The 22,031-nt window shown below is 71.3% G+C and carries 20 protein-coding genes; 13 read left to right on the top strand and 7 right to left on the bottom strand.

What is annotated here, in order from left to right; all coding sequences use genetic code 11:
- Nucleotides 1–10: 10 nt before the first annotated feature.
- Complete coding sequence (locus RBJ65_RS05910; protein WP_306321902.1) at nucleotides 11–772, top strand: AIM24 family protein; 762 nt, start codon at nucleotides 11–13, stop codon at nucleotides 770–772.
- A gap of 122 nt (nucleotides 773–894) precedes the next feature.
- On the top strand, nucleotides 895–1,371 hold the full coding sequence (locus RBJ65_RS05905) for a MarR family winged helix-turn-helix transcriptional regulator (RefSeq protein ID WP_306321810.1): 477 nt from the start codon (nucleotides 895–897) through the stop codon (nucleotides 1,369–1,371).
- A gap of 1 nt (nucleotide 1,372) precedes the next feature.
- Here RBJ65_RS05905 and RBJ65_RS05900 read toward each other — a convergent pair whose 3' ends face one another.
- Both RBJ65_RS05900 and RBJ65_RS05895 read right to left on the bottom strand, forming a co-directional pair.
- A complete protein-coding gene (locus RBJ65_RS05900) occupies nucleotides 1,373–2,785 on the bottom strand; it encodes a cell wall metabolism sensor histidine kinase WalK (RefSeq protein WP_306321811.1) in 1,413 nt (470 codons plus the stop codon).
- Nucleotides 2,782–3,453 carry a response regulator transcription factor gene (locus tag RBJ65_RS05895; RefSeq protein WP_306321812.1) on the bottom strand — a complete coding sequence of 224 codons (672 nt, stop codon included), beginning with the start codon at nucleotides 3,451–3,453 and terminating at the stop codon, nucleotides 2,782–2,784. Before RBJ65_RS05895 ends, RBJ65_RS05900 begins: the two co-directional genes overlap by 4 nt.
- Before the next feature lie 120 nt (nucleotides 3,454–3,573).
- Here RBJ65_RS05895 and RBJ65_RS05890 point away from each other — a divergent pair, with 120 nt between their 5' ends.
- Complete coding sequence (locus RBJ65_RS05890) at nucleotides 3,574–4,218, top strand: PepSY domain-containing protein (protein ID WP_306321813.1); 645 nt, start codon at nucleotides 3,574–3,576, stop codon at nucleotides 4,216–4,218.
- 114 nt (nucleotides 4,219–4,332) lie between these two features.
- Here RBJ65_RS05890 and RBJ65_RS05885 read toward each other — a convergent pair whose 3' ends face one another.
- The 3 genes from RBJ65_RS05885 to RBJ65_RS05875 all read right to left on the bottom strand — a co-directional run bounded on the left by RBJ65_RS05885 (nucleotide 4,333) and on the right by RBJ65_RS05875 (nucleotide 7,959).
- The gene (locus RBJ65_RS05885; RefSeq protein ID WP_306321814.1) at nucleotides 4,333–5,556 is read right to left on the bottom strand and encodes an MFS transporter; all 1,224 of its coding nucleotides are present in this window, start codon (nucleotides 5,554–5,556) and stop codon (nucleotides 4,333–4,335) included.
- Between the two features lie 171 nt (nucleotides 5,557–5,727).
- Entirely contained in the window at nucleotides 5,728–6,684 is a 957-nt protein-coding gene (gene meaB, locus RBJ65_RS05880; protein ID WP_306321815.1) for a methylmalonyl Co-A mutase-associated GTPase MeaB, read from the bottom strand.
- A gap of 63 nt (nucleotides 6,685–6,747) precedes the next feature.
- Nucleotides 6,748–7,959, bottom strand: a complete 1,212-nt coding sequence (locus tag RBJ65_RS05875) for an acetyl-CoA C-acetyltransferase (RefSeq protein ID WP_306321816.1) — start codon at nucleotides 7,957–7,959, stop codon at nucleotides 6,748–6,750.
- A 139-nt stretch (nucleotides 7,960–8,098) separates the two neighbouring features.
- Here RBJ65_RS05875 and mce point away from each other — a divergent pair, with 139 nt between their 5' ends.
- From mce to RBJ65_RS05835, 8 genes are all read left to right on the top strand, one after another.
- On the top strand, nucleotides 8,099–8,539 hold the full coding sequence (gene mce / locus RBJ65_RS05870) for a methylmalonyl-CoA epimerase (RefSeq protein ID WP_306321817.1): 441 nt from the start codon (nucleotides 8,099–8,101) through the stop codon (nucleotides 8,537–8,539).
- A 242-nt stretch (nucleotides 8,540–8,781) separates the two neighbouring features.
- Nucleotides 8,782–12,858 (top strand): polarized growth protein Scy, encoded by a 4,077-nt coding sequence (gene scy, locus RBJ65_RS05865; RefSeq protein WP_306321818.1) that lies wholly within the window; start codon nucleotides 8,782–8,784, stop codon nucleotides 12,856–12,858.
- A 193-nt stretch (nucleotides 12,859–13,051) separates the two neighbouring features.
- Entirely contained in the window at nucleotides 13,052–13,987 is a 936-nt protein-coding gene (locus RBJ65_RS05860) for a cellulose-binding protein (RefSeq protein WP_306321819.1), read from the top strand.
- 231 nt (nucleotides 13,988–14,218) lie between these two features.
- Nucleotides 14,219–15,220 (top strand): ABC transporter ATP-binding protein, encoded by a 1,002-nt coding sequence (locus RBJ65_RS05855; RefSeq protein ID WP_306321820.1) that lies wholly within the window; start codon nucleotides 14,219–14,221, stop codon nucleotides 15,218–15,220.
- A 1-nt stretch (nucleotide 15,221) separates the two neighbouring features.
- Entirely contained in the window at nucleotides 15,222–15,992 is a 771-nt protein-coding gene (locus tag RBJ65_RS05850) for an ABC transporter permease subunit (RefSeq protein ID WP_306321821.1), read from the top strand.
- 11 nt (nucleotides 15,993–16,003) lie between these two features.
- Nucleotides 16,004–16,717, top strand: coding sequence for a hypothetical protein (locus tag RBJ65_RS05845; protein ID WP_306321822.1), 714 nt, complete (start codon nucleotides 16,004–16,006; stop codon nucleotides 16,715–16,717).
- 113 nt (nucleotides 16,718–16,830) lie between these two features.
- Nucleotides 16,831–17,964, top strand: coding sequence for an ABC transporter ATP-binding protein (locus RBJ65_RS05840; protein WP_306321823.1), 1,134 nt, complete (start codon nucleotides 16,831–16,833; stop codon nucleotides 17,962–17,964).
- Complete coding sequence (locus RBJ65_RS05835; protein WP_306321824.1) at nucleotides 17,961–18,827, top strand: ABC transporter permease subunit; 867 nt, start codon at nucleotides 17,961–17,963, stop codon at nucleotides 18,825–18,827. Before RBJ65_RS05840 ends, RBJ65_RS05835 begins: the two co-directional genes overlap by 4 nt.
- Before the next feature lie 56 nt (nucleotides 18,828–18,883).
- Here RBJ65_RS05835 and RBJ65_RS05830 read toward each other — a convergent pair whose 3' ends face one another.
- Nucleotides 18,884–19,225 (bottom strand): ATP/GTP-binding protein, encoded by a 342-nt coding sequence (locus RBJ65_RS05830; protein WP_306321825.1) that lies wholly within the window; start codon nucleotides 19,223–19,225, stop codon nucleotides 18,884–18,886.
- 211 nt (nucleotides 19,226–19,436) lie between these two features.
- Between RBJ65_RS05830 and RBJ65_RS05825 the strand changes: the two genes are divergently transcribed.
- The gene (locus tag RBJ65_RS05825) at nucleotides 19,437–20,471 is read left to right on the top strand and encodes an LLM class flavin-dependent oxidoreductase (RefSeq protein ID WP_306321826.1); all 1,035 of its coding nucleotides are present in this window, start codon (nucleotides 19,437–19,439) and stop codon (nucleotides 20,469–20,471) included.
- Nucleotides 20,472–20,572: 101 nt separating this feature from the next.
- On the opposite strand, the gene RBJ65_RS05820 is transcribed toward RBJ65_RS05825, so the two are convergent.
- Nucleotides 20,573–20,965: an SCO5389 family protein gene (locus RBJ65_RS05820; RefSeq protein ID WP_306321827.1), complete on the bottom strand. Its 393-nt coding sequence runs from the start codon at nucleotides 20,963–20,965 to the stop codon at nucleotides 20,573–20,575.
- Between the two features lie 272 nt (nucleotides 20,966–21,237).
- Here RBJ65_RS05820 and nucS point away from each other — a divergent pair, with 272 nt between their 5' ends.
- Entirely contained in the window at nucleotides 21,238–21,909 is a 672-nt protein-coding gene (gene nucS / locus RBJ65_RS05815) for an endonuclease NucS (protein WP_306321828.1), read from the top strand.
- The last annotated feature ends 122 nt before the right edge of the window (nucleotides 21,910–22,031 follow it).

Genomic DNA, 22,031 nt, shown 5'->3' with positions numbered 1-22,031 from the left:
CGGCCCGGTGATGTACGACCCGGCGACCCTGCCGGTCGACGACAACGTGAACGCGTACACCTTCTGCGTGGAGCTGCGCGGCAGCCAGTGGTTCCTGCAGAAGGGGAAGATGATCGCCTACTACGGGCGGATGGACTTCAACGGCATCGGGCACGGCCGGCTCGACCGCCTCGTCCGTACGTCCTTCCACTCGCCGCTGCACGCGAGCGACTGGGTGGTCGCGGAGGGCACCGGCAAGATGCTCCTCGCGGACCGGGCCTTCGATGTGAACTCGTACGACCTCGATGACGGAAACCTGACGATCCGCGCGGGCAACCTGCTCGCTTTTCAGCCAACTCTCGCGCTGAAGCAATCCATCGTTCCCGGCTTCCTCACACTCATTGGCACCGGCAAATTCGTCGCGGCATCAAACGGTCCGGTTGTGTTCATGGAGCCGCCGATCCGGGTCGATCCGCAGGCGCTCGTCGGCTGGGCGGACTGCCCGTCGCCGTGCCACCACTACGACCACGGCTATCTGACGGGCGTGATCGGCGGTCTACGTGCGATGACGGGCATCGGCGGGGTCTCCGGCGAGGAGCACCAGTTCGAGTTCGTGGGTGCGGGTACGGTGCTTCTGCAATCCAGCGAGTCGTTGATGCCCGAGCAGGCGACGGGTGACGTGCCTCACCAGGCGGGGGTGCCGGGCGGCGGTCCCGGGGCGTCCACGGGTCAGCCACCGGCACCGCGCCTTCCCGGACAGCTCGGGGACCTCCAGCGTCGCTTCGGGCTGTGAGCGGTAGTCTGCGGAGTGTGACATCGAACGCGTGACCCTTTATCCCGCGCGGTGCCACCGGTGTCACCAGTGTCACCCCCCACTTTCGTTCGCCTTTCAACTTCTTAGGTAGAATCGATTTCATGGAGACCGAGACGGCCACGCCGTGGCTGACCGACGAGGAGCAGTGCGCCTGGCGCACCCACCTGGAGGTCAACAGACTGCTCAACTACCAGCTGGAGAAGGATCTCCAGCCCTTCGGCCTGACGATGAACGACTACGAGATTCTGGTGAACCTCTCCGAGGCCGAGGATCTACGGATGCGGATGAGCGACCTCGCGGCCGCGACGCTGCAGTCCAAGAGCCGGCTCTCGCACCAGATCACCCGCATGGAGAACGCCGGGCTCGTCCGCCGCGAGAACTGCGAGTCGGACCGCCGGGGCCTCTACACCGTGCTCACCGACCACGGCATGGAGACCATGCGGAAGGTCGCCCCGCACCACGTGGCGTCCGTCCGCAAGCACTTCGTGGACCTCATCTCCGCACAGGAGCTGGGAAGCATGCGCCAGGCCCTCTCACCCATCGCGGAACACCTGCGTTCGCAACGCGGCAAACCGTGATCTAGCCGGAGGCGGCGGGCAGCGCGAGTTCGAAGAGCGCGCCGCCCTCCGGCGCGGCGCGCACCGTCAGCGTGCCGCCGTGCCGGGCCGCCACGTCCCGCGCGATGGCGAGGCCGAGACCCGCGCCGCCGCCGTCGCGGGTACGGGCGTCGTCGAGCCGCACGAACCGCTCGAAGATCCGCTCCCGCTCCCCCTCCGGAACCCCGGCGCCGTCGTCGGCGACGCCGAGCAGCACACGGCCGTCCGCGGCGCGCACCGTGACGTGCACACCGGCGCGGGCGTGCCGCTGCGCGTTGTCCACGAGGTTGCCGAGAACCCGCGCCAACTGCCCGCGCGAACCCGCGACTTGCGGCACATCCTCGACCTCTACGGTGACGGGGAGCCGGTCGCGGGTGCGCTGCGACAGCTCCTCGCGCACCAGCGCGCCGAGGTCGACCTCCGCGCCGCCCGGCTTCTCGCCCGCGTCGAGCCGGGCGAGCAGGAGCAGGTCGGCGGCCAGCTCCTGCAAACGCACCGTGTCCTCCACGGCGCCGTCCACATCGAGCAACTCCGGGTGCGCGGCGCCGACTTCGAGCTGGGTGCGCAGCGAGGCGATCGGGCTGCGCAGCTCGTGCGAGGCGTCCGCGACGAAGCGGCGCTGGCGCTCGATGGAGTCCTGGAGCGCGGCGAGCGTCTCGTTCGTGGTGCCCGCGAGCCGGGCCACCTCGTCGTGGGTGTCCGGTTCCGGTACCCGCCGGCCGAGGTCCTGTGACGCCGTGATCGCGGCCATCTCGGCACGGATGCCCTCCACGGGCCGCAGCGCGCGCCGGGTCACCAGGTACGTCACCCCGCCCACGATGACGAGCAGCACCGGGAAGCCGATCAGCATCGAGGTCAACGCCGTGTTCACCGCGCCCTGTTCGGCTTCGAGGGAGCCGCCCGCGTACACGGTCAGATCCCCGTACGCGGTGTCCTCGACCTCGACCGCGGCGAACCGGTAGTCGGCGCCGTCGCCGTCGATGGTGGCGCTGCCGTCGGTGTAGTCGGTGTGGTCGGAGACGCTGCCGCTCTGCTGGTCGCCGTCGTTGTCGTCGTCCCCGTCGTCGTCGGGGCGCGCCTTGGTGGGCTGTACGTCGCTCGCGCCGGTGCCGGAGATCTTCTCCAGGTCCTCGGACGTGGCCACCACCTTGCCGTCGTCGTCGACGACCTGGACCGGGTCGTCGTCGTCGAGGTCGAGGGCGTCGGGGGCGGTGCCGGTGGCCAGTGACGTGGCGACGTGCCGGGCGGTGGAGTCGGCGGCGCCGTCCGCCTGACCCGTGAGGTTGCCGCGCAGCGAGAACAGCACGGTGGCGCCCGCCGCGACCAGGGCGACCGCTACGACGAGAGTGGCGGCGAGGGCGGCGCGGGCCCGTACCGAGCCGAAGGGCCGCCTCATCGGGGGGCCTCCAGGCGGTACCCGGCGCCACGCACGGTGCGGATGAGGGAGGAGCCGAGCTTGCGGCGCAGCGCGCTGATGTACACCTCGACGATGTTCGGGTCCCCCTCGTACGCGAAGTCCCAGACGTGGTCGAGGATCTCGCCCTTCGACACGACCTCGCCCGCGCGTGTGACGAGCTGCTCCAGGACCGCGAACTCCTTTGTGGTGAGCGGGACTTCGCCGTCCTCGGCGTGCGTGACGCGGCGCGCGGCGGTGTCGACGGCGTACGGGCCGACGGTGTGCACGGGGCTGGCGCCGCCGTTGCTCCCGCGGCGCCGCAGCAGCGCCTTCACGCGCGCGACGAGGACCACGTACGAGAACGGCTTGGTGAGGTAGTCGTCGGCGCCGGTGTCGAGCCCCTCCGCCTCGTCGTACTCGCCGTCCTTCGCGGTCAGCATCAGGATCGGCACGTCGTTGCCGGCGGCGCGCAGGGCGGCGCAGACCCGGTAGCCGTTCATGCCGGGCAGCATGATGTCGAGGACGAGCAGGTCGTACGGTGCCTCGCTCGCGCGGTGCAGCCCTTCGAGGCCGTCGTGGACGACGTCGACGGCGTAGCCCTCGGCGGTGAGTCCCTTGGCGAGGGAGAGGGCGAGGCGTTTCTCGTCTTCGACGATCAGCAGGCGCATACGGGCAAGGGTCGCAGGTCGAAGCTGAAGTGTTCTTCAGGTGGCTTCAGCAGGGCTTCAGGGTCGGTTGGGCAGTGTGTTTCTCGTCGGAACACCGCCACGGTCCACGGGAGGATCCCCATGAAGCGCCGCACCACTGTCATCTCCGCCATCGCCGCTGTCGCCCTGCTGGGCGGGGGCACGGCCACCGCGGTCGCGGTCTCCGGCGACGACGGCGGTTCCGGTTCGTCGAGCGCCACGCAGCAGTCGTCCGTGCGGGTCAAGGACGACGACGGCGTGAGCGACAACCAGGAAGAGATCAACGAGGCCAAGGGCGCGAAGGTGTCCGCCGAGGACGCGATCGCCGCCGCCCTGAAGCACACGCCGGGCACGGCCGTCGGCGCCGACCTCGACTCCGACAACGGGCGCCTGGTCTGGGAGGTCGACGTGATCGGCGCGGGCAACAAGTGGCAGCACGTCGATGTCGACCCCGGCAACGGCAAGGTGCTCGGCTCCCACACGGAGCGCGACGACGACGGTGACGACAGCGCGGCGCGGGTCGCGGCGACGCTGAAGGACGCGTCGACGTCGGCCGAGGACGCCGCGAAGGCCGCGGCCGCGAAGGGCACGGTGACGTCGGTGGACGCCGACGACGACGGGTCGGTGAAGGTGTGGGAGGTCGAGACGACGTCGGCGGACGGTACGCAGCACGACTGGCACGTGGACTTCCAGTCGGGCGCGGTGTCGGTCGACCACGCGTCGGACGACGACGGCGAGGACGACTGACCCCTCCGGGGGCTGCGGGTAGCCGGGGCCGGAGGGGCTGTATCCGCCGCACCGGCGTTACGGACTCGGGGCTCCGCCCCGGACCCCGCTCCTCAATCGCCGGAGGGGCTTGATTCACCCACGCGTGGCGGTCGGCGCCGTTACCGGTGCCGGGTGCTCGTTCGTCAGGGGCTCGGCGCGGTGCCGCGGGGTGAGGGAGACGAGGAGCGGGGCCAGGGCCGCCGCCGCGAAGCACATCGGCAGCGGGGCGTGGGCCAGCAGCAACCCCGCACCCGCCGATCCGGCCGAACACCCCGCGTTCAGGGACGTGTTGACCCACGCCCCGGCCTGCGTACGGAATCCGGCGTCCACCGACTCGTCCGCGATCAGGTACGCCGTGGTCAGGGCCGGCGCCACGAACAGCCCCGCGCCGGCCGCCGCCACCGCAAGCGCACCGAGCCCCGGCGCCAGCGCCGCACCGGCCAGCGCCACCGCGAGCCCGACCGCCAGGAACGCCAGCCGCGTGCGCGCGGGGCCACGCCAGTCCACGGCACCGTTCACGAGCCCGCCCACCGCGCTGCCCGCCGAAAGCGCCGCGAGGACCCACGCGGCCGCGCCACCGCTCCCCCGCTCCTCGGCGAACGCGAGCACGAGCAGATCGGCCGCCCCGAGCGCCGCTCCGACGCCGAGCGTCATGACCACGGGCTGCCGCAGCCGACGGGCGACGTGTCCCCGGGCCGCCGGCCGCCGCCCACCCGTCCGCGGCGCCCCGGCCACGTCCGCCACCACCGGCGACGCGACGAACACCAGCGTCCCGACGGCCACGAGACCGGCGCTCAGGGCGACCCCGAAGGCCGCCGGAGCCCACAGCACCAACACGCCCACCAGCAACGGACCGCACACGAGCAGCAGTTCCTCGGCGACCCCGTCGAGGCTGTACGCCCGCTGCAACAGCCTCCGGTCGGGCAGCATCCGCCCCCACACGGTGCGCATCGTGGGCCCGAGCGGCGGCGTGAGCGCCCCGGTCGGCAGGGCGAGGGCCACGAGCAGCGGCCCCGGCGCCCCCGGCCGCCAGGCCACCGCGGCGAAGACCGCGAGCAGCGCCGCGTAGGACAGCGCCATCGGGGGCAGCGCGCGGCGCGGCCCGTACCGGTCGATGAGCAGGGCGCGCAGCGGCGACAGCAGCACACTGGCGGCGCCGTACAGCGCCATGACCGCGCCCGCGACGGCGTACGAGCCGGTGGCGGCGGTCACGGCGAGCATCAGGGAGAGGGCGACGGTCCCGTACGAGAGACGCCCGAGCAGGGCGGCACCAAAGGTGCGCAGGGCGTACGGGGTCCGCAACACGGCGGCGTACATGACGGTTTTCCTCCGAGGCATGGCATGCGGCGAGAACTCAACGGGCCGTGAAAGCACCGGAGTTCTCTACGCACGGAGGAAAGACATGGCCGCACCGTAACAGCGGCCGCCCGCCAGGGACAGACCCTCGGACCCCGCCCAGGCCCCGGTCGGCGCCCGGCCAGGGCCCTGTCAGGCGCCGGTGAGGCCCGCCACCAGTTCGTCCGCCGCCCGGTACGGGTCGAGGTCGCCCGACACGATGCGCTCGGCGAGGGCGCCGAGGCGCCGGTCGCCGGACAGGTCACCGATACGTTCGCGCAGCGCGGTCACCGCGATCGTCTCGACCTCGCGGGCCGCCCGCGCCGCACGCCGCTCCGCGAGCACGCCCCGCTCCTCCATCCACGCGCGGTGCTTCTCCAGCGCCTCGACGACCTCGTCGACGCCTTCGCCGCGCGCCGCGACGGTCTTGACGATGGGCGGGCGCCAGTCGCCGGGGGCGCGGGACTCGCCGAGGCCCAGCATGTGGTTCAGCTCGCGGGCGGTCGCGTCCGCGCCGTCACGGTCCGCCTTGTTGACCACGTACACGTCGCCGATCTCCAGGATTCCGGCCTTGGCCGCCTGGATGCCGTCGCCCATCCCGGGCGCGAGCAGCACCATCGACGTATCCGCCTGCGAGGCGATCTCGACCTCGGACTGGCCGACGCCGACCGTCTCGACCAGGATCACGTCGCAGCCCGCCGCGTCCAGGACCCGGATCGCCTGCGGCGCCGCCCAGGCGAGGCCGCCGAGGTGCCCGCGCGTCGCCATCGAGCGGATGTAGACGCCGGGGTCGGACGCGTGCTCCGACATCCGGACCCGGTCACCGAGCAGCGCGCCCCCGCTGAACGGCGACGACGGGTCGACCGCGAGCACGCCGACCCGCTTCCCGGCCCGCCGGTACGCGCTCACCAGCGCCGATGTCGACGTCGACTTGCCGACACCGGGTGAGCCGGTCAGACCGACCACGTAGGCGTTGCCCGTCAGTGGTGCCAGCGCCGCCATGACCTCGCGCAGCTGCGGGGACGCCCCCTCCACCAGCGAGATCAGCCGGGCGACCGCCCGCGGCCTGCCCTCCCTCGCCTGCGCGACCAGCGTGGGGACGTCCTGCATCACAGCTCCGTTCACCAGTTCCCGTAGACGTACGAGGAAGACAACACGAACGCCGAAAGGCGCTTACGCCTTGGGTACCCGCACCACCAGCGCGTCACCCTGGCCACCGCCACCGCACAGCGCCGCCGCGCCGACACCGCCGCCGCGCCGCTTCAGCTCAAGGGCGAGGTGGAGCACGATACGCGCGCCGGACATCCCGATCGGGTGACCGAGGGCGATGGCCCCGCCGTTGACGTTCACCTTTTCCGAGGACACGCCGAGGTCCTTCATTGACTGCACGGCGACCGCCGCGAAGGCCTCGTTGATCTCGATGAGGTCGAGGTCCTCGACCTCCAGGCCCTCCTTCTTCAGGGCGTGCTGGATCGCGTTCGAAGGCTGCGACTGCAACGAGTTGTCCGGACCCGCGACGTTGCCGTGCGCGCCGATCTCGGCGATCCATTCAAGGCCCAGCTCCTGCGCCTTCGTCTTGCTCATGACGACGACCGCGGCGGCGCCGTCGGAGATCTGCGAGGAGGTGCCCGCGGTGATCGTGCCGTCCTTGGCGAAGGCCGGGCGCAGCTTGCCGAGGGACTCCGTCGTCGTCTCGCCGCGGATGCCCTCGTCCTTGCTGAAGACGACCGGCTCGCCCTTGCGCTGCGGGATCTCGACGGGCGTGATCTCGGCCTCGAAGGTGCCGTTCTTCTGCGCGGCGGCGGCCCGCTGGTGGGAGAGCGCTGCGACCTCGTCCTGCTCGGGGCGTGCGATGCCGAGGCGGGTGTTGTGCTTCTCCGTCGAGGCGCCCATGGGGATGTTCTCGAAGGAGTCGGTGAGCCCGTCGTGCGCCATCGCGTCGAGCATCTCGACGGCGCCGTACTTGTAGCCCTCACGGGACTTCGGGAGGAGGTGCGGGGCGTTCGTCATGGACTCCTGGCCGCCGGCCACGACCACGTCGAATTCGCCGGCGCGAACGAGTTGGTCGGCGAGCGCGATGGCGTCGAGCCCGGACAGGCACACCTTGTTGATGGTGAGCGCCGGGACGTTCATCGGGATGCCCGCCTTGACGGCGGCCTGGCGCGCCGGGATCTGCCCCGCCCCGGCCTGCAGCACCTGACCCATGATCACGTACTGCACCTGGTCGCCACCGATCCCCGCACGGTCGAGGGCGGCCTTGATCGCGAAGCCGCCGAGGTCGGCTCCGGAGAAGGACTTGAGCGAGCCGAGCAGTCGGCCCATGGGCGTGCGCGCGCCCGCGACGATCACTGACGTGCTGCCGGTCGTTCCGGTCGTTCCTGACATGAGGCACGGCCCCTTGGAGGTGAGGAGTGAACGAGGGTTTACCTAGAAAGGTACTGACCGGTATGGCGCACGTCATCGTCACAGGGGTGTGATCGCGCGCACGTTGCGTAACCGCCCCGAACCGCGCTGCACTTACAGCATGCTGACGCGAATCGACCACATCGGGATCGCCTGCTTCAACCTCGACGAGACAGTCGAGTTCTACCGGGCCACGTACGGCTTCGAGGTCTTCCACTCCGAGGTCAACGAGGAGCAGGGCGTACGCGAGGCCATGCTCAAGATCAACGAGACCTCCGACGGCGGCGCCTCCTACCTCCAGCTGCTCGAACCGACCCGCGAGGACTCGGCCGTCGGCAAGTGGCTGGCCAAGAACGGCGAGGGCGTGCACCACATCGCCTTCGGCACGGCCGACGTCGACGCGGACGCCGCCGACATCAAGGACAAGGGCGTACGAGTCCTGTACGACGAGCCGCGACGTGGCTCGATGGACTCGCGGATCACGTTCCTGCACCCCAAGGACTGCCACGGCGTACTGACCGAACTCGTCACCGCCGCACCGAAGGACTCGGTGGAGCACTGACCTCCACATAGTCCGCCCGGTAGGGTTGTGGGGCGGCTGCCGTCTCCAACGGCCGGTCGTGGGCCGGGGTCCGGGTATCGGGGGACGAGGGTCGGGGCACAGTCGGGCAGCACACGGCGCCAGCCGAACGGTCCGACCGCACCGTCGAATTCGATCTGACACCATTCCCCGGGGGCCTCGTTCGCGGGATGGACGGGGCTCGTAAGAAGAACTTGCGACCAGGGGACGGATGGGACCGCGCAGTGCGGGGCTACGAGAGCCAGGACGGCCGACGGCCGGCTGAGACCGACCATCTCTCGCGGTTCGAAGCCGAGATGGACCGGCTGAAGACCGATCGGGAGAAGGCCGTCCAGCACGCCGAGGACCTCGGCTACCAGGTGGAGGTGTTGCGCGCCAAGCTGCACGAGGCGCGCCGCAGCCTCGCGTCCCGGCCTGCCTACGACGGGTCGGACATCGGCTATCAGGCCGAGCAGCTCCTCCGTAACGCGCAGATCCAGGCCGATCAGCTGCGCGCCGACGCCGAGCGCGAGCTGCGCGAGGCCCGCGCGCAGACCCAGCGGATCCTCCAGGAACACGCCGAGCAGCAGTCCCGGCTCCAGTCCGAGCTGCACACGGAGGCGGTCAACCGCCGCCAGCAGCTCGACCAGGAGCTGTCCGAGCGCCGCCGCACGGTCGAGAACCACGTCAACGAGAACGTGCAGTGGGCCGAGCAACTGCGCGCGCGTACCGAGCAGCAGGCCCGCCGCCTCCTCGACGAGTCCCGCGCCGAGGCCGACCAGGCCCTCGCCGCCGCCCGCGCGGAGGCCGAGCGGGTCTCCGAGCAGGCCCGCCAGCGGCTCACGTCCGAGGCCGAGGACGCGCGCACCGAGGCGCAGCAGATCCTGGCCCGCGCCCGGCAGGACGCTGAGCGCCTGCTGAACGCGGCGTCGACGCAGGCGCAGGAGGCGACCGACCACGCCGAGCAGCTGCGTACGTCGACGAGCGAGGAGTCGGAGCAGGCCCGGCGCCGCTCCGGCGAGCTGAGCCGCGCCGCCGAGCAGAAGATCGCCGAGGCGGACAGCGCGCTGCGCGAGGCCCGCGCCGAGGCCGACAAGGTGCTCGCGGAGGCCAAGGACGCCGCGGCCAAGCAGCTCGCGAGCGCCGAGTCCACGAACGAGCAGCGCACCCGCACCGCGAAGGAGCAGGTGGCTCGCCTCGTGCAGGAGGCGACCAAGGAGGCCGAGGCCACCAAGTCGGAGGCCGAGCAGGTCGTCGCCGACGCGCGCGCCGAGGGCGAGAAGCTGATCGCCGAGGCCAAGGAGAAGGCCCGTACGGTCACCGCCGAGGAGACCGCGGGCGAGCTCGCGAAGGCCGCCCGCACCGCCGAGGACGTGCTCAACAAGGCGTCCGAGGAAGCGAAGACGACGACGAAGGCCGCCGCCGACGAGGCGGAGCGGATCCGCAGCGAGGCCGAGGCGGAGGCCGACCGGCTGCGCGCCGAGGCGCACGACGTGGCGACGGAACTCAAGGGCGCGGCCAAGGACGACACCAAGGAGTACCGCGCCAAGACCGTCGAGCTCCAGGAGGAGGCGCGGCGCCTTCGCGGCGAGGCCGAGCAGCTGCGGGCCGAGGCCGTCGAGGAGGGCGAGCGGATCCGGGCCGAGGCCCGCCGCGAGTCCGTCCAGCAGATCGAGGAGGCCGCCAGCACCGCCGAGCAGCTCCTCGCCAAGGCGAAGGCGGACGCCGACGAGCTGCGCGGCAACGCGACGGAGGAGAGCGAGCGGGTCCGCACGGAGGCCATCGAGCGCGCCACGTCGCTGCGCAAGCAGGCCGAGGAGACCCTGGAGCGCACGCGCGCGGAGGCCGAGCGCTACCGCACCGAGGCCGAGGAGCAGGCCGAGACCACCAGGTCCGAGGCGGAGAGCGCGGCGCAGGCGCTCAAGGACGAGGCCGAGGAGGCGATGCGGGCCAAGCAGGACGAGGCGGCCCGCGAGCTGACCCGCCTGCACACGGAGGCCGAGGAGCGCCTGACCGCGTCGGAGACGACGCTGAACGAGGCGCGGGAGCAGGGCGAGACGCTGCGCCGCGAGGCCGCCGACGAGGTCGAGCGGATGCGCGCGGACGCCGCGGAACGCGCGCGTACGGTGCAGCAGCAGGCCGAGGCGGAGGCCGAGCGCCTGCGTACGGAGGCCGCGTCCGACGCGTCGACGACCCGCTCCGAGGCCGAGAACGCCGCCGTACGACTGCGTACCGAGGCCGCCACCGAGGCCGAGCGGCTCAAGACGGAGGCGCAGGAGTCCGCCGACCGGATCCGCGCCGAGGCGCAGACCGCCGCCGAGCGGATCGCCGCCGAGGCCGCCGAGACGCTGTCCGCGGCCCAGGAGGAGGCGGCCAGGCGGCGCCGCGAGGCCGAGGAGACGCTCGGCTCCGCGCGCGAGGAGGCCGACCAGGAGCGCGAGCGGGCCCGCGAGCAGAGCGAGGAACTGCTCGCCGTGGCACGCGCGCGTGTCGAGGAGGCGCAGGCCGAGGCCGTACGTCTGGTCGAGGAGGCGGACCAGCGGGCGACCGAGATGGTCTCCACCGCCGAGCAGACGGCGCAGCAGGTGCGCGACTCCGTGGCCGGTCTGCACGAGCAGGCCCAGGAGGAGATCACCGGGCTGCGGTCCGCCGCCGAGCACGCGGCGGAGCGTACGAAGACGGAGGCGCAGGAGGAGGCCGACCGGGTCCGCGCGGACGCGTACGCGGAGCGCGAGCGCGCCACCGAGGACGCGAACCGGGTGCGCGCCGACGCCACCGCGGAGGCGGAGGCCGCCAAGGCCATGGCGGAGCGCACGGTCTCGGAGGCGTTCACCGAGGCGGAGCGGCTGCGCACGGACGCCACGGAGCACGCCCAGCAGGTCCGTACGGAGGCCTCGGACCTGCGCTCGGCCGCCGACCAGGACGCCTCGCGCACCCGCGCGGACGCCCGCGAGGACGCCAACCGGATCCGCTCCGACGCGGCGACGCAGGCCGACACGCTGATCACCGAGGCGACGGCGGAGGCCGAGCGCCTGACGACGGAGACCAACGCGGAGGCGGAGCGGGTCCGCACCGAGTCCACGGAGCGCGCCGAGCAGCTGGTCGGCGACGCCACGACGGAGGCCGAGCGGCTGACCGCCGAGTCCACCGCGCAGGCCGAGAAGCGCGTCGCCGACGCGACCACGGAGGCCGAGCGGCTGCGCGCCGAATCGACGGCCGCGGCCGAGCAGTTGACGACCGAGACGCAGACCGAGGCCGAGCGGGTCCGCGCCGAATCCGTCGCCAAGGCCGAGAAGTTGATCTCGGACGCGTCCGGCGACGCGGAGCGGCTGCGCGCCGAGGCCGCCGAGACGGTCGCCTCCGCCCAGCAGCACGCCGAGCGGATCCGCACCGAATCGGAGCGCGTGAAGGCGGACGCCGCGGCGGAGGCCGAGTCCATCACGACGGCCGCCCGCGAGGAGGCCGAGCGCACCCTGGACGAGGCCCGCAAGGACGCCAACAAGCGGCGTACGGAGGCCGCTGAGCAGGTCGACAAGCTCATCACGGAGTCCGCGACCGAGGCCGACAAGCTGACCCGGGACGCCCAGGAGACGGCGCAGAAGACCACCGCCGACGCGGAGTCGCAGGCCGACACGATGGTCGGCGCGGCCCGCACGGAGGCCGAGCGCCTGGTCTCCGAGGCGACCGTCGAGGGCAACTCGATCGTGGAGAAGTCCCGTACGGACGCGGACGAGTTGCTGGTCGGCGCGCGCCGGGACGCGACGCAGATCAGGGAGCGCGCCGAGGAGCTGCGCGACCGGATCACGGCCGAGATCGAGGAGCTGCACGAGCACGCGCGCCGCGAGTCCGCGGAAGCCATGAAGAGCGCGGGCGAGCGCTGTGACGCCCTGGTCAAGGCGGCCGAGGAGCAGCTCTCCGAGGCGCAGTCCAAGGCCAAGGAGATGCTCAGCGAAGCCAATTCGGAGGCCGGCAGGGTCCGTATCGCCGCCGTGAAGAAGGCCGAAGGGCTCCTCAAGGAAGCCGAGCAGAAGAAGGCCGAACTCTCCCGCGAGGCCGACAAGATCAAGTCGGATGCCGAGCAGGAGGCCACCGCCATGCTCGAAAAGGGCCAGCGGGAACTCGACGTGCTGGTCAGGCGCCGCGAGGACATCAATGCCGAGATCTCCCGTGTCCAGGACGTTCTGGAGGCGTTGGAGAGTTTTGAGGCTCCGTCCGGCGGGGGAGGCAAGACAGGGTCCAATAGCGGCTCCGCCGCGGGTGGCGTCAAGGCTGGGGCCTCGGCGGGTGCCACACGTTCGAGTGGCAAGGGGTCAGAGGGCTAGCCATCCGGCCAACGACCGTGCTCACCAAGGACCTTTGACCTTGTTCCTGGCAAGCACTCAGTCCCTACGCCACTCAAAAGGGGTGACATTTTAGAGCTGAAGCCTGATCAAACCGGCATCTGCCCGATGACACGCCGCTACGCCCCCTAGGATTCCCCCTATCACCTCACCGGTCTCATTCGACAGGAACCCCATGAGCGACACTTCCCCCTACGGCTTCGAGCTTGTGCGGCGTGGGTACGACCGCGCTCAGGTGGACGAACGGATCTCCAAGCTCGTCTCCGACCGTGACAGCGCTCTTGCCCGCATCACTGCTCTGGAAAAGCGCATCGAGGAACTGCACCTCGAGACGCAGAACGCTCAGGCGCAGGTGAACGACGCGGAGCCGTCGTACGCCGGCCTCGGCGCCCGCGTCGAGAAGATCCTCCGCCTCGCCGAGGAGGAGGCCAAGGACCTGCGCGAAGAGGCCCGCAGGGCGGCCGAGCAGCACCGGGAGCTCGCCGAGTCCGCGGCCCAGCAGGTGCGCAACGACGCGGAGTCGTTCGCCGCCGAGCGCAAGGCCAAGGCCGAGGACGAGGGCGTTCGGATCGTCGAGAAGGCCAAGGGCGAGGCCACCGCGCTGCGCACCGAGGCGCAGAAGGACGCGCAGTCCAAGCGCGAGGAGGCGGACGCCCTCTTCGAGGAGACCCGCGCCAAGGCCGCGCAGGCCGCCGCCGACTTCGAGACGAACCTGGCCAAGCGCCGCGAGCAGTCGGAGCGCGACCTCGCCTCGCGTCAGGCCAAGGCCGAGAAGCGCCTCGCCGAGATCGAGCACCGCGCGGAGCAGCTCCGCCTGGAGGCCGAGAAGCTCCGCACCGACGCCGAGCGCCGTGCGCGGCAGACGGTGGAGACGGCGCAGCGTCAGGCCGAGGACATCGTGGCGGACGCGAACGCGAAGGCGGACCGCATCCGGTCGGAGTCCGAGCGCGAGCTCGCGGCGCTCACGAATCGCCGCGACTCGATCAACGCGCAGCTCACGAACGTCCGCGAGATGCTGGCCACCCTCACGGGCGCGGCCGTCGCCGCCGCGGGCGCCCCGGCGGAGGACGAGCCCATCTCCCGCGGCGTCCCGGCCCAGCAGTCCCGGTAGGCCATTCAAGCCCCTGCGGCGATTGAGCAGCGGGGTCCGGGGCAGAGCCCCGGGAGCGCAACCCACGCCGGGGCTGAGGCCGCGGGGCTCCGCCCCGGACCCCGCGCCTCAATCGCCGGCGGGGCTTGATTTGCCCCGGTCACCAATCGCCGACGGGGCTTGATTGGCGCAACGACGGCCCCCGGTCCCACTTAAGTGGCCGGGGGCTTTGTCACGATTTAGCGTGGCGGCATGATCGAGCTCTCGGGGCTGACCAAGCGCTACGGCGAGAAAACCGCCGTCGACGACCTCACCTTCTCCGTCCGCCCAGGAATCGTCACCGGATTCCTTGGCCCCAACGGCGCCGGCAAATCCACCACCATGCGGATGATGCTCGGCCTCGACAACCCGACGGCCGGCGACGTCCACATCGACGGCAAGCACTACGCCCAGCTCAAGGACCCGCTGCGCTACATCGGCGCGCTCCTCGACGCGAAGGCGATGCACGGCGGCCGCAGCGCCTACAACCACCTCCTGTGCCTCGCGCAGTCGAACGGCATCCCCAAGAGCCGCGTACACGAGGTGCTCGACACCGTCGGCCTCACGGCGGTCGCCAAGAAGAAGGCGAAGGGTTTCTCGCTCGGCATGGGCCAGCGCCTCGGCATCGCGGGCGCACTCCTCGGCGACCCGCAGATCCTGATGTTCGACGAGCCGGTCAACGGCCTCGACCCCGAGGGCATCCACTGGATCCGCAACCTGATGAAGTCACTCGCGGCGGCGGGCCGTACGGTCTTCGTCTCCTCGCACCTGATGAGCGAGATGGCACTCACCGCCGACCACCTCGTCGTCATCGGGCAGGGGCGCCTCCTCGCCGACATGTCGATGCCGGAGTTCATCCGGCAGAACTCCCGCGCCTACGTACGCCTCCGCTCCCCGCAGCGCGAGCGCCTGCTCGACGTGCTGCACAGGTCCGGCATCACGGTCGTGGAGACCGGCAACGGCTCGCTCGAGGTCGACGGCCACTCCCCCGAGGAACTCGGCGAACTCGCCGCGAGCCACCAGCTCGTCCTGCACGAACTGAGCCCGCAACAGGCCTCCCTGGAGGAGGCGTTCATGCAGCTGACGGCGGAGTCGGTCGAGTACCACGCGCACACCGACCAGCCGGCACAGCAGGCGCAGCCTGCGCAGCCGGGCTGGGGCGAGGGCTGGCAGCAGCGCGACAACACCGAGAACAACGGCAAGAGGGAGGCCTGAGATGGCCGCGGCCCAGGTCCTCCGCTCCGAGTGGACCAAGATCAAATCGGTGAACTCGACGGCCTTCACCCTCGGCTTCGCCGTCATCGTCTCGGTCGGCCTCGGCATGCTGATCAGCGCGCTCACCAACAGCGACTTCGACAACATGTCCGCCAAGAACCAGCTGACCTTCGACCCGACCTTCATCTCCTTCTCCGGCCTCTCCCTCGGCCAGCTCGCGATGGTGGTCTTCGGCGTTCTCGTGGTGGCCGGCGAGTACAGCACGGGCATGATCCGCACCTCGCTCGCGGCGGTCCCGCAGCGCGGCACGTTCCTGTTCTCGAAGGTCGCCGTCGCCACGCTGCTCGCCCTCGTCATCGCGCTGATCACCAGCTTCGCGTCGTTCTACCTCGGCCAGCTGATGCTCGGCGACCACAGCACGGACCTCGGCGCCCCGAACGTGCTGCGCGCGGTGCTCGGCGCCGCCGTCTACATGACGCTCATGGCGATGTTCTCGATGGGCGTCGCGTCGATGCTCCGCTCCCCGATGCTCTCGCTCGGCATCCTGATGCCGTTCTTCTTCCTGGTCTCGCCGATCCTCGGCTCCGTCTCCGCGACGAAGAAGATCGCCCAGTACTTCCCCGACCAGGCCGGCCTCAAGGTCATGCAGGTGGTGACCCCGCCGGACGACGACGCGCCGTACGGTCCGATGGGCGGGCTCGCGATCCTGCTGGTGTGGGTGGCCGTGGCACTGATCATCGGCTACGTACTCCTGAAGAAGCGGGACGCGTAACGTACGGCGCCATGGCGCCAAGCGACCCCACCCGCACCCTCACCGCCCTCGGCTACGACACCGTCCCCGCCCTCACCCCGCTCAGCTACCCCGGCCGCCCGGTCACCGCTCCCGCCCTCCTCCTCGGCGACCGGCTCCTCGACCTGGACCCCGAACACGAGCTGCCCCGCTGGTCCGCGGACCGCACCCCCGTGCTGGCCGTCGGCTCCAACGCCTCCCCCGCCCAGGTCGCGTACAAGCTGCACCGGCTCGGGCTCGACGTCGCCGTGCCGATGGTGCCGGTGCGCACGCGCGGCATCGGCGTCGGCTGCTCCGCGCACATCGGGCGCAACGGGTACGTGGCCGCCGCCCCCTACCCGGACCCGGGCGCCGAGCGCCGCCTCGTCGTCTCCTGGCTCGACACCGCCCAGCTGAAGGCCGTCGACGCCACCGAGCTGCCGAACTACCGCAGGGTCACGGTCCCGGACTCCCCCGTCCCCGGACTCCAGATGTACGTGGGTGAGTACGGCGTCCTCGTCGACCCGGACACCGGTGCCCCGCGCCCCGGCGGCGGCGACCAGGCGGGGCTGCTGAGCGCGCTCATGGCGGCATCGGCCGAGCTCACCGCGCTGCTCGGGCCCACCCCCGACGACTGGGTGCGGCGCGCCGCCGCGTCCCCTTCCGTACGCGAGGAGGGCACCCGGATCCTGCGCACCGCCGGAACCGTCCCCTCCGGCCCCGTCTGACGCTTTGCTCACTCTTGGCCGGAACCGTCAGCGCGCGTATACCCTCCTAACCCTTACGGGGGCGTGTGCCCCGACGTCCTGAAGCTCTCAGAACCTTCCGATGGGTGCGGAGAATGATCGAGGCAGTCGGCCTGACGAAGCGCTACGGCGCGAAGACAGCCGTGTACAACCTTTCCTTCCAGGTACGGCCGGGAACCGTGACCGGCTTCCTCGGGCCCAACGGGTCGGGCAAGTCGACGACCATGCGCATGATCCTCGGCCTCGACCAGCCGACCTCGGGACATGTGACCATCGGCGGCTACCCGTACAACAAGATCCCGAACGCTCCGCGGCAGGTCGGCGCGCTGCTCGACGCGAAGGCCGTGCACGGCGGCAGGACCGCCCGCAGCCATCTGCTGAGCCTGGCCCAGCTCTCCGGCATCCCGGCCCGCCGGGTCGACGAGGTGCTCGGCGTCGTCGGGCTCCAGGAAGTGGCGAAGCGGCGTTCCAAGGGGTTCTCGCTCGGCATGGGGCAGCGGCTCGGCATCGCCGCCGCGCTCCTCGGCGACCCGCAGGTGCTGCTCTTCGACGAGCCGGTGAACGGGCTCGACCCCGAGGGCATCCTCTGGGTCAGGAACCTGATGAAGACGCTCGCCTCCGAGGGGCGCACGGTCTTCGTCTCCTCGCACCTGATGAGCGAGATGGCGCTGACCGCCGAGCACTTGATCGTGATCGGGCGCGGGCAGCTGCTCGCCGACATGAGCGTGCGGGACTTCATCGCGCACAACTCGGCGGGCTTCGCCCGGGTCCGTACGCCCGACAGCGAGCCGCAGCAGCGCGAGAAGCTGACGGCGGCGCTGACCGAGGCGGGCGGCCAGGTGCTGCCCGAGCAGGACGGCGGGCTCCGGGTCACGGGCCTGCCGCTGCCGCGCATCAGCGATCTGGCGCACGGCGCGGACGTCCGGCTGTGGGAGCTGTCGCCGCACCAGGCCTCGCTGGAAGAGGCGTACATGCGGATGACGCAGGGCGCCGTCGACTACCGCTCGACCACCGACCAGCGCGCGGGCCTTCACGAACCGCTGCCGCCCGGCATGATGCCGCCGCAGCAGATGCCGGTGCCGGGCCAGGGCCAGCCCGGCTGGTACGCCCCGCCGCCGCCCCAGGCCCAGCCGCAGCCGCCCATGGAGCAGAACCCGTACGCGGCCGCCCCGCAGCCGCCCGCGGCCCCGCCTGCCGCCGCCCCGACGATGGACAAGGACGCCCGATGAGCACGCCGCCTCCGCCCCACGCCGCCCCGCAGCAGCCCCTGGTGGCGCCCGTCCCCGGCGCCGGGCCCGGGTACGCCTCGCCCATCCCGATCCGCAGGGCGCACCTCGGGGACGCGCTCACCTCGGAGTGGACGAAGATCCGTTCCGTGCGCTCCACGATGTGGACGCTGGGCGTGATGATCGTGCTCATGGTCGGCATCGGCCTGGCGTCGGCCGCCGTGGTCGCCTCCGACAACGGGCCGACGCCGAGCGGCAACCAGGTCCTCGGCCTCGGCTTCTTCGGCACCCTGCTCGGCACCATCTGCGTGCTGACCCTCGGCGTCCTGACCATCGCCTCCGAGTACGGCACCGGCATGATCCGTACGACGATGACGGCCTGCTCGAGCCGGAGCCGGGTGCTCGCCGCCAAGGCGATCGTCTTCTTCGTCCTCGTCGCGGTGCTGACCACGGTGTTCGCGGCGCTCGTCGGCGCGCTCCAGGTGGGGATCGTGGGCGTGGACTCGCCGGACGGCGGCACGTGGGCGAAGGCGACGTTCGGCGTCGGCCTGTTCGTCGCGCTGCTCGGCCTGCTCGGTCTCGCCGTCGGCACGCTCGTACGGCACTCGGCGGGCGCGATCACCATCATGGTCGGCGTCGTACTGCTGCCGCTCGTCCTGGCGATGTTCATGTTCGCGGAGTCGCTCAAGGACCTGCAGCAGGCCCTGTTCGAGTACTCGATCCCCAGCCAGCTCGCCGTGCTCTACGACAACTCGGTGACCGGGGGCTCGGGGCCGACCGGCTGGGACCCGCTGTGGATCATGGCGGTGATCACGGCGGTGGTGCTCGGCGGGGCGTTCGTGTCCCTCAACAACCGCGACGTGTAGGCGTATTCGGGCGCCTTCGGGCGTAGTCAGGCGCACTCAGGCGTACTGGCGGAAGTTCAGTAGCGCGGCGCGTTCTTGGACCGCTGCACCTTCGTGGTGCGGCGGTCCTTCGCGTTCCAGCACGCCTTGTGCCAGTGCCGCCGGTCGTCCACTCCCCCGTACTCCGGCCAGGCCACCACATGTGCGACCCCGGAGGAGATCTGCTGGTCGCAGCCGGGGCAGCGGTACGTCTTGCCGACCGCGCTCGCGCCCGCCACATGGCGCACGCTCCACTGCTCGCCCTGCCAGCTCTCCGTGAACTGGAACCCGCCGTAGCGCCTTGCGCCGCCCTCGCTCCCGGTGGACTCGCTGCTGCTGGACGTTCCGCCTGCCTTGGGGCGGTTGCGGCGCGGAGACACGTCTCACCTCGGGATGTCTGAACGGAGCGGGAGATCGTGTCCAGCCTACGCCGAAGGGCCGGGGGCACCCGAAAGCCGTCCGGCCGGTCCGCCGTCAACGGCAGCCGGAAAATCCGCCAATCTTCTTGCGAGGCCGTGTCTTTGGCACTTGCCACACGTTATTGCCTTCAGGGGGAGTGCCCGCGCCGGCGCCAGGGAAGGCAGGAGTGCGATGCGCGTAGGAACGTTTGTTTTGGCCGCTCAGTTTCCGGGTCAGGGGCAGGGGGAGGCACTGCACCGCGCGGTGCGATCCGCCGAGGTCGCCGAAGAGGCGGGGCTCGACTCGGTGTGGCTCGCCGAACACCACTTCGTGCCGTACGGGACGTGCCCGTCGGCCGTCACGCTGGCCGCGCTGCTGCTCGGCCGCACGAACACGCTGCGGGTCGGCACGGCGGTGAGCGTGCTGCCGACCGCGCACCCCGTCGCCCTCGGCGAGCAGGCGGCGTTGCTGCACGTCACGTCCGGCGGCCGGTTCTCGCTGGGCGTCGGCCGCGGCGGGCCCTGGGTGGACCTGGAGGTCTTCGGGTCGGGCGTCGAGGCGTACGAGAAGGGGTTCCCGGAATCGCTGGACCTGCTCCTTCGGTGGCTGCGGGAGGAGCAGGTCGGGGGTGCGGGCGAGCGCTTCGCCTTCCGCGAGGTGCCGGTGGTGCCGCGCCCGGCCGAGGCGATCGGCGGGGCCGGCGGCGAAGGGCCGGAAGTCGTCGTCGCCTGTACGTCGCCGAAGACGGTGCGGCTCGCCGCCGAGCGGGGCCTTCCGATGCTGCTCGGCATGCACATCGGGGACGAGGAGAAGGCCGAGATGGTCGGCCTGTGGCGGCGCTGCGCGCGCGAGGCCGGGCGCTCCGGCGAGGAGATCCTCGCGGCCCCGCACGTGTCCGCCGGTGTCGCCCAGATCGGTGACAGCGAGTCGGAGGCCGGGGAGACACTCCTGAAGGCGATGCCGGGCTGGCTGAAGCAGGGGCTTGACGCCCATGTGACGGTCGACGGCAGGGCACGGGCGATGCGCGACCCGCACGCGTACACGGAGCTGCTGTGCTCCCTGCACCCGGTCGGCAGCCCGCAGCTGTGCGCGGACCGGCTCGCGGCCACCTCGGAGCGGACCGGGATCACGCGGTTCGCGCTGCTCGTCGAGGGCTCGGGGGATCTCACGGCGACGGAGGAGAACGTACGACGGCTCGGAGCCGAGGTCCTTCCCCAACTCGACTGACCCCTCGGGCACTTCACCTCGGCGCCTGCCGACCCGTATAGATGCACCTCCCGCATACGGGACGGCAGGCAGAAGGCTGTTACGCCCTCAGTCCTCAGCCATCAGCAGTCACGCAGTTCCGGTGACTGGTTGAGCAGCTGATTGCGGGCCGAGGTGAAGCGGGCGAGCGTCTCGTCCACCGACGGGTCCTGCGGGAACACCGCGACCCGGTGGCAGTTCTGGAACGCGAGGCGGACACCGAAGTGCCGCTGCAGCGCGCCCCGTATCGCGTCACTCGCGAGCGCACGCAGAAGCTGTCCGCGTGCCTGCTCGTCCGGGGGCGGCGTCTGGTTGTCGGCGAACTCTCCGCCGTCGACCTTCAGCTGGGCCACCAGGGAGCTGATCATCTCCCACGCGTAAGGCAGGGAGGTCCGGACGCAGTCGACGAAGTCCTTTTCGTCGACCTCGCCTCGCTCGGCCTGATCCAACAGTGCCGGTGAGACGTCGAGCGACATGAGTTCTCCTCTCGCACCCCCGGGGAGCGGGGGCTGACGGACAGGGCAGAAGTCCCCGGCACGCACGGCCGTTGGAACACGCAGCGTGCACGCGCCGCGACCTCCTGTCTTCTACGGTAGGGAACGTGTCCGGACGGCAACAGGGCGTAGGGGCATCGCTTCGTACACAACCGGCCAATGGCGAACGCGTGCTTAGCGTGCTTACGGATGCTTACGCGTGGTTATTAGGGCGAAGTGCGTCGACCAGTGTGCGTCGAGTAGCGTTGCCGACCATGCGTCTCGTCATCGCCCGTTGCTCCGTGGACTACGCGGGCCGGCTCACCGCCCATCTTCCGTCGGCACCCCGCCTCATCCTCGTGAAGGCGGACGGCAGCGTCTCGATCCACGCGGACGACCGTGCCTACAAGCCCCTCAACTGGATGTCGCCGCCGTGCACCTTGAAGGAGGGCAGCGGTGAGGACGAGGGCAAGTGGACCGTCATCAACAAGGCGGGCGAGAAGCTCATCATCACGATGGAGGAGATCCTCCACGACTCCTCGCACGAGCTCGGGGTGGACCCCGGGCTCATCAAGGACGGCGTCGAGGCGCACCTCCAGGAGCTGCTCGCGGATCGGATCGACACGCTCGGCGAGGGCTACACGCTGATTCGCCGCGAGTACATGACGGCGATCGGGCCGGTCGACATTCTGTGCCGGGACGCGGACGGGCAGACCGTGGCCGTCGAGATCAAGCGGCGGGGGGAGATCGACGGGGTCGAGCAACTCACGCGGTATCTGGAGCTGTTGAACCGGGATCCGCATCTTGCGCCGGTGAAGGGGATCTTCGCGGCGCAGGAGATCAAGCCGCAGGCGAGGGTGCTGGCGACGGACCGGGGGATCGGTTGCGCCGTGCTGGACTATGACGCGCTTCGTGGGATCGAGGACGACAAGCTGCGGCTGTTCTGAGCCGGGTTGTTGTTGCGCGGGGCCGTGGTTGACGTCGCGGGGCTCTGCCCCGGGCCCCGCGCCTCAAGCGCCGGCGGGGCTTGATCATGCCGAACCGGGGTTGACGTCACGGGGCTCCGCGC

The sequence above is a fragment of the Streptomyces sp. KL109B genome (assembly GCF_030766935.1).
GTDB lineage: Bacteria > Actinomycetota > Actinomycetes > Streptomycetales > Streptomycetaceae > Streptomyces.
The sequence above is the reverse complement of the archived record's forward strand: the minus strand, read 5'-3'. Positions and strand labels throughout refer to the sequence as shown.

Bases quoted from the DNA above. Each gene is read 5' to 3' on its own strand.
- RBJ65_RS05855 (WP_306321820.1), top strand. From the start codon at position 14,219: ATGATCGAGCTCTCGGGGCTGACCAAGCGCTACGGCGAGAAAACCGCC.
- RBJ65_RS05860 (WP_306321819.1), top strand. From the start codon at position 13,052: ATGAGCGACACTTCCCCCTACGGCTTCGAGCTTGTGCGGCGTGGGTAC.
- nucS (WP_306321828.1), top strand. From the start codon at position 21,238: ATGCGTCTCGTCATCGCCCGTTGCTCCGTGGACTACGCGGGCCGGCTC.
- RBJ65_RS05895 (WP_306321812.1), bottom strand. From the start codon at position 3,453: ATGCGCCTGCTGATCGTCGAAGACGAGAAACGCCTCGCCCTCTCCCTC.
- RBJ65_RS05885 (WP_306321814.1), bottom strand. From the start codon at position 5,556: ATGTACGCCGCCGTGTTGCGGACCCCGTACGCCCTGCGCACCTTTGGT.
- RBJ65_RS05875 (WP_306321816.1), bottom strand. From the start codon at position 7,959: ATGTCAGGAACGACCGGAACGACCGGCAGCACGTCAGTGATCGTCGCG.
- RBJ65_RS05900 (WP_306321811.1), bottom strand. From the start codon at position 2,785: ATGAGGCGGCCCTTCGGCTCGGTACGGGCCCGCGCCGCCCTCGCCGCC.
- RBJ65_RS05850 (WP_306321821.1), top strand. From the start codon at position 15,222: ATGGCCGCGGCCCAGGTCCTCCGCTCCGAGTGGACCAAGATCAAATCG.
- RBJ65_RS05910 (WP_306321902.1), top strand. From the start codon at position 11: ATGTACGACCCGGCGACCCTGCCGGTCGACGACAACGTGAACGCGTAC.
- RBJ65_RS05820 (WP_306321827.1), bottom strand. From the start codon at position 20,965: ATGTCGCTCGACGTCTCACCGGCACTGTTGGATCAGGCCGAGCGAGGC.
- meaB (WP_306321815.1), bottom strand. From the start codon at position 6,684: ATGCAGGACGTCCCCACGCTGGTCGCGCAGGCGAGGGAGGGCAGGCCG.
- RBJ65_RS05835 (WP_306321824.1), top strand. From the start codon at position 17,961: ATGAGCACGCCGCCTCCGCCCCACGCCGCCCCGCAGCAGCCCCTGGTG.
- RBJ65_RS05825 (WP_306321826.1), top strand. From the start codon at position 19,437: ATGCGCGTAGGAACGTTTGTTTTGGCCGCTCAGTTTCCGGGTCAGGGG.
- mce (WP_306321817.1), top strand. From the start codon at position 8,099: ATGCTGACGCGAATCGACCACATCGGGATCGCCTGCTTCAACCTCGAC.
- RBJ65_RS05890 (WP_306321813.1), top strand. From the start codon at position 3,574: ATGAAGCGCCGCACCACTGTCATCTCCGCCATCGCCGCTGTCGCCCTG.
- RBJ65_RS05905 (WP_306321810.1), top strand. From the start codon at position 895: ATGGAGACCGAGACGGCCACGCCGTGGCTGACCGACGAGGAGCAGTGC.
- RBJ65_RS05840 (WP_306321823.1), top strand. From the start codon at position 16,831: ATGATCGAGGCAGTCGGCCTGACGAAGCGCTACGGCGCGAAGACAGCC.
- RBJ65_RS05845 (WP_306321822.1), top strand. From the start codon at position 16,004: ATGGCGCCAAGCGACCCCACCCGCACCCTCACCGCCCTCGGCTACGAC.